Here is a 13,383-nt window from a genome sequence, read left to right as displayed (position 1 = left end):
ACACCCCAGAGGGGAGGCGGTGCCTGGCCCTGGCGGAGACCCCCACGGGCCTGGTGCCCACCCTGAAGACCCTCCTCATGATTGACCCCATGTTCCAGCGGGGGAGGCAGTACCCATGACCTGGATCCGTTGGGCCATCGGCGTTTCGGCGGGGATCGTCTTTGCTCTCGCATACGGTCCTTCCTGGTTTTTCGCGGGCCTCCTCTGGCCCGTGGTCCTTCATCTGGTGGACGCCTTTTCCCGGGAGGTGAGGCGTGCGTAAGTTCGTTCTCGTCCCCTTCCTCTCTCTAGCCCTGGCCCAGGTGGGCCTCGTGGACGGCCCCCGTCCTTCCACGGAGGTCCGGGGGACGCTCCAGGGGGACATGAGGCAGGGGTACAGCGTGGTGGTGGAGTTCCTGGTGGAAAGCGGGGCCAATCCCACCCAGGGTTCCACCAACCAGACCCTCGGGTGGAACGGGAAGCTCTACCTCTGCATTTCCGGGTGCGACTACTTCACCCTCTCGGGGTACACTCCGAACACTCCCTACAACGGGGCGGTCTTTGACCTCCGCGACTCCCAGAACCGCCTCCGGGGGCGGGCCTCGGTGAGCACGGTCTACGACTCCCAGAACAGGCCCTCCTACCACCAGGTGCAGTACGCCGTCTGGCCCCTCCAGGGGACCAGGACCTGGATGCCCTCCCCGGACAACCCCGTGCCCATAGAGGCGGGGGGGTGGCTTTCCGTGAGGCCCCCCGGGGGAAGCGCCAGGGAGCGGTACCGCTATCCCGGGATGGAGTCCTACCAGTCCCCCTCGGTCCAGGGGTCCATCCTCTCCGGCATCTCCCCGGGGGACCGGGACGTGGTGGCGAAGAGCGTCCTCTCTTCTCTAGCGGACCTGAGGGCCTTCTACGCCCGCCAGCCCGGGGGAAGCACCCTCTGGTTCTTCGTCCCCGAGGTCTCGGCCTGGACCCAGACCCTGGCCCAGGAGTTCCGGGCGCGAAACGGGGGGCAGGAGCGGTTCGTGGTCCCGGAGGGGACGGCGAGGGGCTACTGCTCCCTCTACCGGAGCGACGCCCGCTACCACGTGATGCCCCGGGAAAGCCTCGCCAAGGAGCAGTCCTTCGCCGTCATCTACCCGCCCTCTTCTACCGCCGGTTCCTCCCAGAAGGGGGCGGTGATGGCGGGGAGGTTCCTGGTGGACCGCCCGGACTGGCAGGAGACGGACTACCTCTACTTCACCACGCCCCTCTCCCCCACCCAGGAGGGGCTTCCCGAGGCCCGGGCCCTCGTGTGGGGGTACATCTCCCAAAGCAACCTCAGAGCCCGGGTGGAGTTCAAGGAGTGGGGCCTGTCCCCTTTCACCAATTGGACTACAAGCCTGGGAACGCGCCCCTCGGACTGGGACGGGCGGTTCAGCGCCGTGGTGGGGCGGGGAGACGAGAGCTTCTACCTGGAGGGGTGGGCTTCCGGGGCCACCTGGAGCGGGGCGCGGTACTTCAACGTGCGGGACACCCAGGGGCGGTACCGGGGGTACGCCTACGTGTACGCCCAGGGGGGGACAACCACCCTTTCCAACCTGGGGGCTTACTACGATTGGGGGACGACCCCGGAGGGCATCCAGTTCACTTACGGGGGGCAGACCTACACCCTTTCAGGGTGTAGGTTGAGGACCACTTCTGAGTGGACTTGTTCGGTGAAGGACGCCTCAGGCCGGGATGTGGGCACGGCGTACCTGTACGCCTACTTCGTGAGCGTGGACTACACCTGGCTTTTCAACCTTTACAAGGTGGTTCTGAGCACCGGGCTTCGCTACACGGGTTCCGCCTACCTCCGGGGGTGGCAGGAGGCCTGGCGCTACGCCAGCGACAACGACCGCCCCGTGGAGGCCGGGGGGTACGTGACGGCGGAAGGGAAGCGGTACCGGATCCCCGGCCTGGAGGGCTACCTCACGCCCACGGGGAAGGACCTCGAGGTGGCCGAGGGGGACCCCTACGTGAGCTACATCACCCGGTCCATCTCGCCCCAGGGGAACCCCTTCGCCGGGACGGGGCGGGAGGAGTCCAAGGTGTGGTTCAAGCCCCTTAGGGAGTGGTGCGCGGAAAGGGGGTTGTGAGATGCGGCGTTTCGCGGTGCTTCTCCTCGGTTCCCTAGCCCTGGCCCAGGGGCCCACCTACGAGGACTGGACCAAGTACCTGCTCTCCGCCCCGGACTACCGCTTGGAGCAGGTCCTGAAGGGGAAGTGGCCCTACCTGGAGGTGCTGAGGAAGGACCGCCTCCGGGACTACCAGGGAGGGGCCACCACTTTGGAGGCCCAGGCCCACGAGTTCTACCTTCCCCTCTCCAGCCTCGAGGCCACCCGGGAGGTGGCGCGGGACCTCCGCAAGGCCTGGCAACGCTTCGAGGAGCGCTACTACTGGCGGGTCATCACCGAGCTCAACAACCCCGCCTTCTGGTTCGCCTACTGCCTGGCCGGGGTGAAGGGGCCGGAGCTCAACCCTCCCCTTCCCGACCTCAAGCTCATGGTGCCCTCCGAGGGGGTGGACACAGCCTTCCTCCAGGCGGCCACCCGGTCCTCCCCCCTGGACATGGGGAGGTGGGCCTCGGCGGGGCTCCACAAGCTCGACCGCTACCTCCCCGTGCCCCAGGTGGACCCGCGGGAGTTTTGCGACGACTTGGGGATGCAGATCCTCCCCCTCATGTACATCCCGGGGTTCAAGGTCCTGGTCCAGGGGTACGAGGTCTTCCGCACCCCGGGCTACCCCTCCCGGCCCTTCTGGTTCAACGAGGCGGAGGCGAACGCCCGGGTGGAGCGGGCGATGCAGAAGGCCTTCACCGACTACTACGCCGACTACCTGAAGGACGTGGCGAAGGCCCTCCTCACCCCGAGGCCCAGCACCCCCCAGGACCTCCTCTCCCTCCTCCCCAAGGACTTCAAGAGCCTGGGGAGCCCCAAGGTCTACCTCCCGGTGCCTTGGCAGGGCCACCTCCTCGGGGCGGGGGGCGTGGTGGCCCCGGTCTACACCGAGCTCTTCCCCACGGACCTCACCGCCCTCTGGGACCAGGTGCAGGCCATCTGGAACACCTACAAGGGGCTCATCGACCGGGCGGGGACGGAGGTGGAGAAGGCGTACCTCTACGTCCACTTCTACCGTTCGGCCAAGACCCTCTTTGACTCCCGGGCCTTCCTGGGCCTGCCCGGGGTGGACGCCCTGAAGGGGAACCTGGAGAACCTGGTGAACGCCCCCTTGAGGGCCCTCACCGGGGCGATCCCCGTCCTCAAGGGGTGCGCGGGGGACCTGGACCGGGTGGTCTCGTGCGCGGCCACGGCCCTCATGACCCTGGACCAGGCGGTGAAGGCCAAGGGGGAGGTGGAAAAGCTCACCGGGGGCAAGCCCCAGAACGAGCCCCTGAAGGCGAAGGAGGCCCCAGGCCTCTGGAAGTACGAGGAGGCCAAGCGGTGGCTCCCCCCTTCCTCCCTCCCCGTCTACGAGGCCTTTGGCTACGCCACCTTCTTCCAGGGCACGAGCTTCCTGGAGGTGACCACGGTTCCCGACATCCGCAATGTGGACCTCTCCCAGGTGAACCTGGGGAACTGGATGGGGTGGGCCTGGAGCCAGCTCTCCCGCCTGGTGGTCTACTGGCACACGCCCCTCACCATCGACATCCGGGTGGAATACTGCCCCCCTTGCGTCATCGCCTACCCCTCGCTTCCCCTGGAAGGCCCGGCGCAACCCCTAGGGGTGCCCCCCTACGTGCTTCCCTTTAGCTTGGAGCGGACGCATTGGCGGTGGGTCTCCGTGCCCGAGGGGTACGAGGTGCCGGGGGTGCGGGGAGCCCCCTACACCCTGGTCTCGGACCTTTCGGCCTACGCCCTGGACCTGAGGGCGCTCTATCGGCCCCTCCTCGGGAGGTGAAGATGCGGAAAGCGTTCTTGACCCTTTTGGTAGCCCTTACCCCGGCCCTGGCCCAGTTCGACTGGCTCTCCAACCTGGACTGGGGCGGGATCAGCAACAACCTGAACAAGGTCAGCCAGGTGCTCTCGTGCGACCCCAGTAGTCTCGCCCAACTGGACTTCTCCCAGCCCTCCCTGGTCCTCCGGGGGGTGTACCGGGTGACGAAGTGCGTCCTGTGCACCACCCTCAAGATGTGCGGCCTCCCGGACGACATGCTCTACCCCGCCTCCTGGGGGGAGATTCAGGGCGCTCTTTCCCGGGGCCAGGAGGTGATGGTGGTGGGCTCGGGGGCCGGGGTGGAGGCTTTGGCCCGCTACCTCGGGCTCATCCTGCACGGAGGGGGGTGCCAGAACATCTCCTACGGGGGGGTGCCCATCTACACCTGCCCGCCGGGAGGGATACGGATTCCTAAAGCGTACATCGTCACGGACGGGAAGACGGCGAGAAAGCTGGAGGCGGAGCTGAAGGAGGCGGTGAAGGAAGGCCTCCTCAAGGTGGTGGCCGTGGGGGGTGAGCGGGATGCCCCGGAGCTCTCCGGGGTCATCCTGGGTCTGCCCATCCTTTGGGCCGGGGGAAAGGGCTACCTCTTCGCCCCCGGATACAGCACCCCGGACCGCTGGCTCTGGCTCACCCCGGACGGCCCCGTCTCCAACAAAGTGGCCCTGGTGATGCGCCTGGCCACGAGCTACGTGGTGAGCGCCTCGAGGAGGCAGGAGGAGGTGAAGTGACTTGGGGGCTTCGCCCCACGGGAGAAGGCGTATGCGGACGGATCTCGCGGAGTTCTGGCGGATCGTGGAGGAGGCTAGCGTGGTGAAGGTGGACGGTACCGGGCAATACTACCTGGTGCGCCATCCCGAGCTCGGGTGGCGGCTCTACCAGCGGGGGATTGAGGCGGCCTTTCTCCTCGCCGAGGGGGAGGAGGCGCTTTTCTGGGCCCCGGAGTTCCGGGTGCCGTTGCCGGAGGTGGCGTGATGGCGTGCCCCATGTGCGGCGGAACGGGGCGCATCACGATCCGCCTCCCCGATGGCCGGGAGCTGGAGACGGCCTGCCTGGAGTGCCTGGACCGGGAGGCGGAGGACTTTGAGGAGGAGGAAGATGAAGAGGGCGTCTTCGTTCCCTGGGAAGTGCTGGACCTCCTCATGGAGCGCGAGGACGAAGAGGGGTACTGGATCCCCTAGGGCCCTTCTCTTCGCCCTCGCCCTCCTCCTCCCCGCCCTGGCCCAGGGCTTACCCCAGGTGCGGGAGCTCTCCGAGCGGGAGCTCTACTGGTTCCTGGCGAACCGGACCCAGGAGGTGGTGGCCGTGGGGCTTCCCCCGGCCTCCCTGGGGGAGGCCCTGAAGGAGAAGCGCCTCACCCTGGTCCTGGGGCGGGAGGCGCCTCCTCCCTGGGCCCGGGGGGCGAAGGTGGTGCGCCTCGGGGGGACGCCCATGGCCGGGTGGTTCCTCCTGGCGGACGGACGGTTCTTCGTGGCCCCCAAAGAGGGGAAGTACGTGGTGGTGGAGAGCCGCGAGGTGGCGGCCACCCTCTACGGCTACTTCGCGGTGGTACTGTCTGGGCGATGATCCTCAGGTTTGACGGGAGCAGAAAGCGGCGGGTCTACGAGACCCCCATGGGCGAAGGATGGATCCAGGAGTGGCCCACGGGGCGGTGCCGGGCCTGGTGGGAGGGCCCCGGAGGGGAGCGGGAAGACCTCGGGGACTTCCCCAGCCTGGAGGAGGCCTACGAGGCCCTCGAGGCGGCCTTCGCCCGGCGGGTAGCGGAGGTGGGCCTGGATGAGGAGGACCTGGAGCCTCCTTTTTAGCCTGCTCCTTTTGACGGGGTGCGCCCTCGAGGCCCCCCTCCTTCGGCTCTCCCTGGGCCAGGAGGAGGTGCGGGCTCGGGAGGGGGAGACGGCCACCCTCCTGGCGCGGGTGGAGGCCAGGGGGCTCAGGGCCCGCCTCTTCGTGGAGGGCCTTCCCCCGGGGATGACCCCTCCTCCCCTGGAGGTGGAGGGCAAGAGGGAGCTCTCCCTCGCCATCCCCGCCCGGGAGGCCGGGACCTGGGAGGCCCGGGTGGTGGCGGAGGGAGGAGGGACGCGAAGAGAGGCCCCCTTCCGCCTGGTGGTGGAGGGGGCTTCCTCCCCGGACCTCTACCTCGAGGGCGCGGTCTATGTGGGGGAGGTGGCCAGGCCCCAGGCGGCGGGCGTCCTCCGCTACTGCCCCACGGGGTGCTCCGGGAGGCCCCTGGGCGGGGGCTGGTACCGGGCGGAGGGGCTACAGACCCTGGCCTCAGGGACGGAAGGCCTCCCCGACCGCCCCGTGCGGGCCCAGGGGGGCGAGGCCGAGCCCCTCTTCCCCGAGGAGTGGAACCTCCCCCTGGCCCGCTTCCCCGAGGCCTGGGCCGAGGCCACGGGGGAGGGGGTGGTGGTGGCGGTGGTGGACACCGGGGTCCTCCCCGGCCACCCCGACCTCGAGGGCGTCCTCCTTCCGGGGCTGGACCTCGTGGACGGGGACACCGACCCCACGGAGCCCAGCACGGGAAGCCCCCTCCAGACCTTCCACGGGAGCCACGTCTCCGGGGTCCTGGCGGCGGCCTGGAACGGGGTGGGGATGGCGGGGGCCTCCCAGGCCCAAGTCCTCCCCATCCGCCTCCTCACCCCCCGAGGGGACGGGGCGGGAGAGCGACCTGATCCTCGCCCTCCGGTGGGCGGCGGGGATCCCCGTGCCGGGGCTTCCCCCAAACCCCCACCCGGCCCAGGTGGTGAACCTCTCCCTGAGCGGGGAGGGCCCCTGCTCCCCCGCTTTGCAGGAGGCCGTGGACGAGGTGAGGGCCCGGGGCGTCTTGGTGGTGGCGGCGGCGGGGAACTACGGGCGGGACTTCCGGGACTACTTCCCCGGAAACTGCCGGGGGGTCCTCACCGTGGGGGCGGTGGGGCCTGATGGGAGGCTTGCCTCCTACTCCAACCGCTCCGCCCCCCTCCTCGCCCCCGGGGGGGACGGGGCTTCCGGGGTCCTGGGCCCCGCCCTTGGTGGATACCGCCTCCTCAAGGGGACGAGCCAGGCGGCCCCCCACGTCTCGGCGGCCCTGGCCCTCCTTCGCTCCCGGGGGGCGGCCTCCCCTGAGGCCCTGGAGGGGGCGCTCCTCGCGGGGAGCCGGTCCACGCCGGAGGGGAGGCTTCTAGACGCCTTCGCCGCCCTGAAGGCCCTGGAGGGGGGCGGGGTGGCCTTCCGGGTGGAGGGCCGCCTGGCCCTGAAGCCCGGGGAGGAGGGGAGCCTGGCCGTGGAGGTCCTAAGCCCCTACCCGGTCCCGGTGCGGGTGGCGGCGGAAGGGGGGCTTGCCGCCTACCTCGCCCCGAACCCCGCCCAGGGCACGGCCTACCTCCGGGTGCGGGTACCCACGGGGACGGCCCCCGGGGCCTACCGGGTGCGCCTGGAAGGGGGTGGGGCCTGGGCCACGGCGGAGGTCCAGGTGGAGGCCCTTCCCGCCCGGGTGGTGCTCTCGGCCTGCTCCGAGGGGGGCGCTTGCCGGAGCCTCGCCCTGCCCCCGGAAGGGGGGCCCTTCCGGCTTGAAGGCCTCTCCCCCGGGACCTACCGCCTCCTCGCCTTCCTGGACCGGGACGGGGACGGGGCCCTGGACCCGGAGGAGCCCCGGGGGGAGGCGGAGGCCAGGCCCCCGGCCGCAGGAACCTGGCTACGGGTTCGCTGAGGGTAGACCCTCGTAGGAGCATGGCTCCATAGGCGGCTCTTGGGAGGCCCGGAGTGGTCGAGGTTCGCAGGGAACGGCCACCTTTTACGGTGGCCTCGACAGGCGAAGAAGCCCCCGGGGACACCCCGGGGGCTAAAGATCCCCTTTTACCAGTTGCAGCGTGGGTTGGTGACGAGCTTCAGCGGAACAGGAATGAACTGTGTTTGGGCGGGAGCCTTAGCGCCTCGGATGAGTTCGACTGCTTTCTCCACGGCAAACCGACCCATTTCGGCCGGTTGCTGAGCCACGGTAGCGGCCATTTCGCAGGCCTCTACCGCCTTCACAGCGTCGGGAGTAGCGTCGAAGCCCACCACGGGGATCTTGCGGCCGCTGGCCTTGATGGCCTGGAGGGCTCCCAGGGCCATCTCGTCGTTGTGAGCGAAGACAGCGTCGATATCCCGCTGGGCTTGGAGAATATTTTCCATCACCGAAAGCCCCTGGGCCCGGTCAAAGTTGGCTGTCTGCCGGGCCACCACCGTCACCCCCGGGCATTTCTCCTTGAGGTAAGCGTTGAAGCCTTGGCCCCGGTCCCGGGCCGCCGAGGTTCCGGGGATGCCCTCCAGCTCCACCACCTTACCGCGGCCCTTAAGGAGGTTGCAGATGAACTCTGCAGCCATACGCCCTCCAGCGACGTTATCCGAGGCGATGTGGTAAGCGACCTTTCCGCCCGAGGCTGCCCGGTCTACGGTGATAACGGGGATTCCTGCCTGGTTGGCCCGTTGGATGGCCGGGACCACAGCGGCGCTATCCGTGGGGTTGACCAAGAGGACCCGTACCCGGCGCTGGATGAGGTCTTCTATGTCGGCCACCTGCTTGTCCACCCGGTCTTGGGCGTCCAGAACCACCAGCTGGATTCCTGCCTTCTGGGCCGCCTGCAGCGCTCCATCCCTAAGGGCTACGAAGAAGGGGTTGTTAAGGGTGGAAAGGGAGAGCCCTACTACAGCCCCTTGGGCTAGAGCTGCAGCCGAAGCCAAAATCCAGATCGCCAACCCGAAAACCCCGACCTTCCTTGCCATCTTCCTCACCTCCTTCTAACCAGCCGATCCACCAAGAGGGCGAGGACGATGACCACCCCCTTGGCGATCAACTGGTAAAAGGCCGACACATTAAGAAGGTTCATCCCGTTGTTGAGCACACCGATGATCAAGGCCCCCAAGAAGGTCCCCCAGGCTGTTCCCCTACCCCCCGCTAGAGAGGTTCCCCCGACCACTGCGGCCGCGATGGCATCCAGCTCAAATCCGGTTCCTGCCGTGGGTTGGGCAGAGTTAAGCCGGCCGGTGAGCACAAGGGCGGCGAGGCCTGCGGCCAGCCCTGAGTAGGCATAGGCGAAGACCTTAATAGGGGCTACGGGTACCCCCGAAAGCCGAGCCGCCTCCTCGTTGCCCCCAATGGCGTAGAGGTACCGCCCCCAGGCGGTGTAACGGAGGAGGAAGTGGGTAAGTAAGAGGAAGAGAAGCATGGCCATCACGGGCACCGGCATTCCCAGAACCGTGCCGTTGCCTAGGAAGAGAAAGGGCTCAGGGAGGCCGGTGATAGGCCTGCCGTCGGTGTAGACCAGGGTGAGCCCCCGGAAAGCGGTGAGGCCAGCTAGGGTCACGATGAAGGGAGGTAGACCCGCATAGGCCACAAGGAGGCCTTGGAGGACCCCCAGGGCGATGGCAACTCCGATCCCCAGCCCCATGGCCAGGACCGGGGAAAGGCCGGCGATGGCGAGACCCGCGGCCATGGCCCCGGCTAGGGCCAGGAGGGAACCCACCGAGAGGTCGATCCCTCCCTTGAGGATGACCACGGTCATGCCTAGGGCCAGGATGGCGTTGATGGAAACTTGCCGCAGGATGTTCAGTAAATTGGAGGGCGTGAGAAAGTAAGGAGAGAGAAGGCTAAGAACCAGCACCAGAATCCCCAGGGCCCAAACGAGCCCGTACCGGGCAAGGAACTCAGGCCTGAGCCGTGCCCACAACATGGGCCACCACCTCCTCGCTGCAGTACGGGGGGTGAAACTCGGCCACAACCCGGCCTTTTCGGAAGACGAAGATCCGGTGGCAGAGGAGGAGAAGCTCCTCCGTATCCCCACTGGAAACGATCTGGGCTACACCCTCCCGGGCCCACGTGGCCAATAGGGCGTAGATCTCCTGACGGGCGGCCACGTCCACGCCCCGGGTGGGTTCGGCCAAGAGAAGAAGGCGGGGCCTTGTGGCCAAAGCCTTGGCCAAAACCAGCTTTTGCTGGTTGCCCCCGGAAAAAGTGCCGGCAGGCCGTTCGGGGTCCTGAGGCCGGATCCCCAGGGCCTGGAACCATTGCCGGGCTAAGGCCGCCTCTCTTGAGGCGGAAACCACCCCTCCGAAGGAGAGCTCCCGCAATACTGGCAAGCTGATGTTGGCCCGGGCGCTCAGGCCCAGGATAAGGCCTTGGGCCTTTCGGTCGGCGGGTACCAGGAAGACCCCTCTTCGTATGGCCTCCAAGGGGGAGCGGAGGGGCTCACCGTTTACTCTTCCTTCCCCTTCAAGCCCAAAGAGGATCTCCACCACTGCGCTCCGCCCGGAGCCCACGACGCCCGCGAGCCCCAAGATTTCTCCCGGACGCAAGTCGAACGCCAAAGGTTCGAGGCCTCCTCCCCGGACCTCCAGATGGAGGGGTGGGTGGGCCTTGGGGGACGGGAGGTCCAAACGACCGGCTTCCCGTTTTCCCACCATGAGTTCCACCAAGGCCTCCGGCTTTAGACCTGAAAGGGGGAGGGTGGCCACTCGCTGCCCGTCCCGTAGAACGGTCACCCGGTCGGCCAAGTGAAAGACCTCTTCCAACCGGTGGCTGATCCACACGATGCCGAGGCCGCGGTTCCGTAGCTCCTTCACCAACTGGAAAAGCCGCTCGGCCTCCCGAGCGCTTAGGGCGGCCGTGGCCTCGTCGAACACCAGGATGCGGGCTTCTTGGCTCAGGGCCTGGGCCACCGCTACCAGAGTCTGCTGCCCTACCTCCAAGACCCCCACGGGAACCTCAGGGGTAAATCCAAGGTCCAGTTCTTCAAGAAGAATTCGGGCCCTAGTGTATAGCCTTTTCCGGTCCACAAAGAGAGGTAAGCGGCCGAGAGAGAGGTTTTCTGCTACGGAGAGGTTGGGGGCCAGGTTGAGTTCTTGATAGACCATAACGATTCCCTGCCGCCGCGCCTCCTGAACGCTCCCTAGGCGGAGGCGGCGTCCGGAAAGCCACACCTCTCCCCCGTCTGGAGCCAAGGCTCCGGAGAGGATCTTCATAAGGGTGGATTTCCCGGCTCCGTTTTCCCCTACGAGGGCGTGGATCTCCCCGGCTTCTACAGCGAAGTCCACCCCCTTGAGGGCCTCCACACCCCCGAAGCGTTTGCGGATTCCCCGCATCTCCAAGAGGGCCATCAGAAAACCACCCCTGCCCGGAGGATGAGGTTGGCGTAGGGGGTAAACTCCCCCGTGCGCACCACCGCTTTGGCCCGGGCCACAAGCCCCTTAAATTCCTCATGAGGAACGTAGGCCACCTCAAGACCCGGGAGCCCCTGGAGAGTTTCCTCCAAATGGTGGTAAAGCTCTGAGCTTTTCTCCCGGATCTCCTGGGCCAGGACAGCCCCTTCTACCTCGATCTCTTGCAGGAGCACCCGTACCACGTCCAGGAAAGGGGGCCTTCCCGGCGCATAGGCCAGGTCGATGCGCAATGGCCCTGGGGGAATGGGCAGACCCGCGTCTGCCACCACGAGGAGATCCCCGTGGCCGAGGGAAGCCACCACCTGGGCCAAGAGGGGATGGAGGACGCCACCTTTCTTCATCCGTTACCTCCCAAACAAAAGGGCTTCTACCTCGTCGCGGAAGGGTAGGGAGGGCTGGGCTCCCGGCCGGGTGGTGGCCAAGGCTCCTGCGGCGTTGGCGAAGCGCAACGCAGCCCGCATGTTTTGCCCCTCGGCTAGGCCTAGGGCCAGGGCCCCAGCAAAGGCATCCCCGGCCGCCGTGGTGTCTACTGCCCGGACGGGGAAGGCCGGGAAGTGGCTCTCCTCCGTCCCTGACCAGACCGCTCCCTGAGCCCCTAGCGTGAGGACCACCTGGGCCTGGGGCGCACGACCCCGGAGCTGGCGGGCTAAAGCTAAGGCCTCCTCTGGGGTACGGGGCGGGGAGGCCTCTGTCAACTGGGCCGCCTCTACCTCGTTGACCAGGAGTAGGTCCACGCTTTGAAGGATCTCCGACGGTAAGGCATGGGCTGGGGCGGCGTTGAGAAGAATTCGGGCCCCGGCCTTCCGACCTAGGGCCGCCGCCCGGACTACGGTCTCGAGGGGGATCTCCAGCTGCAGGAGGACCACCCCGACCCCCTGGAAGGCCGTTGCAGGGAGGTCCTCCGGGACCAGGCGAGCGTTGGCTCCCGGAGCCACGGCGATCTGGTTCTGCCCCTCGGGATCCACCAGGATAAAGGCGGTTCCACTGGGGCCCGGCGTCTCCAAAACCCAGGCGACGTCCACGCCCTCTTGAGCAAGCCCGCTCTTCAAGGCTTGACCAAAGGGATCTTCTCCCACCCGGCCGAGCATGCGGACCTTTCCTCCCAACCGGGCTATGGCCACTGCCTGATTGGCCCCTTTGCCCCCGGGGTGGGTTTGGTAGTCTTCCCCGAGCACCGTCTCCCCTGGGCGAGGCAGGCGCTTCACCCGCAGGACCAGGTCCATGTTCAGGCTCCCTACCACCAGGATCATCGCCTCACCTCCCGGGTAGAACCCCGAGGGACCAGGGTCACAGGCACGACGATTTGCACCGCTTCTCCTTCCGGCTCCTGGAGGCGGCGGAGGAGGAGGGCTACAGCCGCCTCGGCCATCTCCTTCACCGGCTGGCGGACGGTGGTGAGGGGGGGGTGGGCCAGTGTGGCCCAAGGGATGTCGTCGTACCCAATAAGGGAAACCTCCTCAGGCACCCGGACCCCTGCTTCTCGCAGGACCTCGAGGGCCGCCAGAGCAATCACATCGTTGGCTGCCACCACGAGGGTGACTTCTTCCCGAACCGCCCGCAACCGGGCCCGGGCCTTGGGGCTTAGCTCCAGGCTAAAGGGAACCTCCTCTTCCCAGACCACCTCCAGACCACCTACCTTGGCCTCGGCTAAAAACCCTTCCCGACGCAGGCGAGCGCTGCGCAGGCTTTGCGGACCCGACAGGAGCCCTACCCGTCGGTGGCCCATGGCCAGGGCGTGGCGGGCCTGGAGTTGGCCTCCGAGAAAGTGGTCCGCCTCCACCCCGTCGGTTCCTTCTGCGGTCCGGTCTACCAGCACCACAGGGAAGGGAGGGGGTACATAGTCCCCTACGGGTACCCAGATGGCCCCCGCCACCTGTTCCTCGGCAAGGCGACTTAGACCTTCCTCCTCTACCGTTTTGTCTTCCAAAGAATCCACTAAGGTGAGGGCGTACCCGGCTTTACGGGCGGCCAACCCGATGGCTTGGGCCAGGCCGGGAAAAAAAGGGTTGGTGAGGTCAGGCAGAACCAGGCCTAGGATGTGGCTTTGCCCGCGACGGAGGGCCTGGGCCGGGCGGTTCAGGCGGTACTCCAGGGTCTCTACCGCCGCCCACACTCGATCCGCCACTTCGGGACGCACGCGCTTGGTTCCATTTAGCACATGGGAAACCGTGGTGTGGGAAACCCCGGCTAGCTTGGCCACATCCCGTAAAGTGGGCATAGTTTAACGTTCAACCTCCTGTTTAAAGGCAGCTTAGCACTCCTTTTGGGAAAGGTCAA

At 67.3% G+C, this 13,383-nt stretch carries 15 protein-coding genes and 1 pseudogene; 10 read left to right on the top strand and 6 right to left on the bottom strand.

The annotated features are described in order from the left end of the window. Positions 1-115 precede the first annotated feature (115 nt). The 10 genes and pseudogenes from QT17_RS13980 to QT17_RS14870 all read left to right on the top strand — a co-directional run bounded on the left by QT17_RS13980 (position 116) and on the right by QT17_RS14870 (position 7,618). A complete protein-coding gene (locus tag QT17_RS13980) occupies positions 116-262 on the top strand; it encodes a hypothetical protein (RefSeq protein ID WP_176758221.1) in 147 nt (48 codons plus the stop codon). Continuing rightward, the gene (locus QT17_RS05245; RefSeq protein ID WP_039457371.1) at positions 255-2,093 is read left to right on the top strand and encodes a hypothetical protein; all 1,839 of its coding nucleotides are present in this window, start codon (positions 255-257) and stop codon (positions 2,091-2,093) included. Before QT17_RS13980 ends, QT17_RS05245 begins: the two co-directional genes overlap by 8 nt. A 1-nt stretch (position 2,094) precedes the next feature. Next, positions 2,095-3,894, top strand: coding sequence for a hypothetical protein (locus tag QT17_RS05240; protein WP_039457368.1), 1,800 nt, complete (start codon positions 2,095-2,097; stop codon positions 3,892-3,894). Between the two features lie 2 nt (positions 3,895-3,896). Continuing rightward, positions 3,897-4,661, top strand: coding sequence for a hypothetical protein (locus QT17_RS05235; RefSeq protein WP_039457366.1), 765 nt, complete (start codon positions 3,897-3,899; stop codon positions 4,659-4,661). Between the two features lie 31 nt (positions 4,662-4,692). Next, positions 4,693-4,905, top strand: a complete 213-nt coding sequence (locus tag QT17_RS05230; RefSeq protein ID WP_014632262.1) for a hypothetical protein — start codon at positions 4,693-4,695, stop codon at positions 4,903-4,905. Then, positions 4,905-5,111 carry a hypothetical protein gene (locus tag QT17_RS05225; protein ID WP_039457363.1) on the top strand — a complete coding sequence of 69 codons (207 nt, stop codon included), beginning with the start codon at positions 4,905-4,907 and terminating at the stop codon, positions 5,109-5,111. Before QT17_RS05230 ends, QT17_RS05225 begins: the two co-directional genes overlap by 1 nt. Before the next feature lie 58 nt (positions 5,112-5,169). After that, complete coding sequence (locus QT17_RS05220) at positions 5,170-5,496, top strand: hypothetical protein (RefSeq protein WP_235283781.1); 327 nt, start codon at positions 5,170-5,172, stop codon at positions 5,494-5,496. Then, positions 5,493-5,735 carry a hypothetical protein gene (locus QT17_RS05215; protein WP_014511348.1) on the top strand — a complete coding sequence of 81 codons (243 nt, stop codon included), beginning with the start codon at positions 5,493-5,495 and terminating at the stop codon, positions 5,733-5,735. The genes QT17_RS05220 and QT17_RS05215 overlap by 4 nt, the downstream gene beginning before the upstream one ends. After that, positions 5,707-6,513 (top strand): annotated as a pseudogene (locus QT17_RS14725) (S8 family serine peptidase); the annotation flags it as partial. The gene QT17_RS05215 and the pseudogene QT17_RS14725, both read left to right, overlap by 29 nt. Before the next feature lie 121 nt (positions 6,514-6,634). Next, complete coding sequence (locus tag QT17_RS14870) at positions 6,635-7,618, top strand: S8 family serine peptidase (RefSeq protein WP_304412959.1); 984 nt, start codon at positions 6,635-6,637, stop codon at positions 7,616-7,618. A 146-nt stretch (positions 7,619-7,764) separates the two neighbouring features. Here the strand turns inward: QT17_RS14870 and QT17_RS05205 are convergent, their stop codons facing one another. Genes QT17_RS05205 through QT17_RS05180 form a run of 6 tightly spaced genes read right to left on the bottom strand, consistent with a single transcriptional unit; the run spans position 7,765 to position 13,324 of the window. After that, a complete protein-coding gene (locus QT17_RS05205; RefSeq protein ID WP_039457374.1) occupies positions 7,765-8,673 on the bottom strand; it encodes a D-ribose ABC transporter substrate-binding protein in 909 nt (302 codons plus the stop codon). Between the two features lie 5 nt (positions 8,674-8,678). Further along, complete coding sequence (locus tag QT17_RS05200; RefSeq protein WP_039457355.1) at positions 8,679-9,620, bottom strand: ABC transporter permease; 942 nt, start codon at positions 9,618-9,620, stop codon at positions 8,679-8,681. Further along, the gene (locus QT17_RS05195; protein ID WP_039457352.1) at positions 9,595-11,043 is read right to left on the bottom strand and encodes a sugar ABC transporter ATP-binding protein; all 1,449 of its coding nucleotides are present in this window, start codon (positions 11,041-11,043) and stop codon (positions 9,595-9,597) included. Before QT17_RS05195 ends, QT17_RS05200 begins: the two co-directional genes overlap by 26 nt. Beyond that, positions 11,043-11,447, bottom strand: coding sequence for a D-ribose pyranase (rbsD, locus tag QT17_RS05190; RefSeq protein ID WP_039457349.1), 405 nt, complete (start codon positions 11,445-11,447; stop codon positions 11,043-11,045). Before rbsD ends, QT17_RS05195 begins: the two co-directional genes overlap by 1 nt. Positions 11,448-11,450: 3 nt before the next feature. Then, positions 11,451-12,356 carry a ribokinase gene (gene rbsK, locus QT17_RS05185; protein WP_039457347.1) on the bottom strand — a complete coding sequence of 302 codons (906 nt, stop codon included), beginning with the start codon at positions 12,354-12,356 and terminating at the stop codon, positions 11,451-11,453. Further along, positions 12,353-13,324, bottom strand: coding sequence for a LacI family DNA-binding transcriptional regulator (locus QT17_RS05180; protein ID WP_039457344.1), 972 nt, complete (start codon positions 13,322-13,324; stop codon positions 12,353-12,355). Before QT17_RS05180 ends, rbsK begins: the two co-directional genes overlap by 4 nt. Positions 13,325-13,383: the final 59 nt, after the last annotated feature.

Source organism: Thermus sp. 2.9 (genome assembly GCF_000794385.1).
GTDB classification, from domain to species: Bacteria; Deinococcota; Deinococci; order Deinococcales; family Thermaceae; genus Thermus; species Thermus thalpophilus.
The sequence above is the reverse complement of the archived record's forward strand: the minus strand, read 5'-3'. Positions and strand labels throughout refer to the sequence as shown.

What these genes read in the sequence shown, in the direction of transcription:
- QT17_RS05240 (WP_039457368.1), top strand. Translation starts at nt 2,095, where the DNA reads ATGCGGCGTTTCGCGGTGCTTCTCCTCGGTTCCCTAGCCCTGGCCCAG.
- QT17_RS05215 (WP_014511348.1), top strand. Translation starts at nt 5,493, where the DNA reads ATGATCCTCAGGTTTGACGGGAGCAGAAAGCGGCGGGTCTACGAGACC.
- QT17_RS05230 (WP_014632262.1), top strand. Translation starts at nt 4,693, where the DNA reads ATGCGGACGGATCTCGCGGAGTTCTGGCGGATCGTGGAGGAGGCTAGC.
- QT17_RS05195 (WP_039457352.1), bottom strand. Translation starts at nt 11,043, where the DNA reads ATGGCCCTCTTGGAGATGCGGGGAATCCGCAAACGCTTCGGGGGTGTG.
- rbsK (WP_039457347.1), bottom strand. Translation starts at nt 12,356, where the DNA reads ATGATCCTGGTGGTAGGGAGCCTGAACATGGACCTGGTCCTGCGGGTG.
- QT17_RS05205 (WP_039457374.1), bottom strand. Translation starts at nt 8,673, where the DNA reads ATGGCAAGGAAGGTCGGGGTTTTCGGGTTGGCGATCTGGATTTTGGCT.
- rbsD (WP_039457349.1), bottom strand. Translation starts at nt 11,447, where the DNA reads ATGAAGAAAGGTGGCGTCCTCCATCCCCTCTTGGCCCAGGTGGTGGCT.
- QT17_RS05225 (WP_039457363.1), top strand. Translation starts at nt 4,905, where the DNA reads ATGGCGTGCCCCATGTGCGGCGGAACGGGGCGCATCACGATCCGCCTC.
- QT17_RS05180 (WP_039457344.1), bottom strand. Translation starts at nt 13,324, where the DNA reads ATGCCCACTTTACGGGATGTGGCCAAGCTAGCCGGGGTTTCCCACACC.
- QT17_RS13980 (WP_176758221.1), top strand. Translation starts at nt 116, where the DNA reads ATGACCTGGATCCGTTGGGCCATCGGCGTTTCGGCGGGGATCGTCTTT.
- QT17_RS05235 (WP_039457366.1), top strand. Translation starts at nt 3,897, where the DNA reads ATGCGGAAAGCGTTCTTGACCCTTTTGGTAGCCCTTACCCCGGCCCTG.
- QT17_RS05200 (WP_039457355.1), bottom strand. Translation starts at nt 9,620, where the DNA reads ATGTTGTGGGCACGGCTCAGGCCTGAGTTCCTTGCCCGGTACGGGCTC.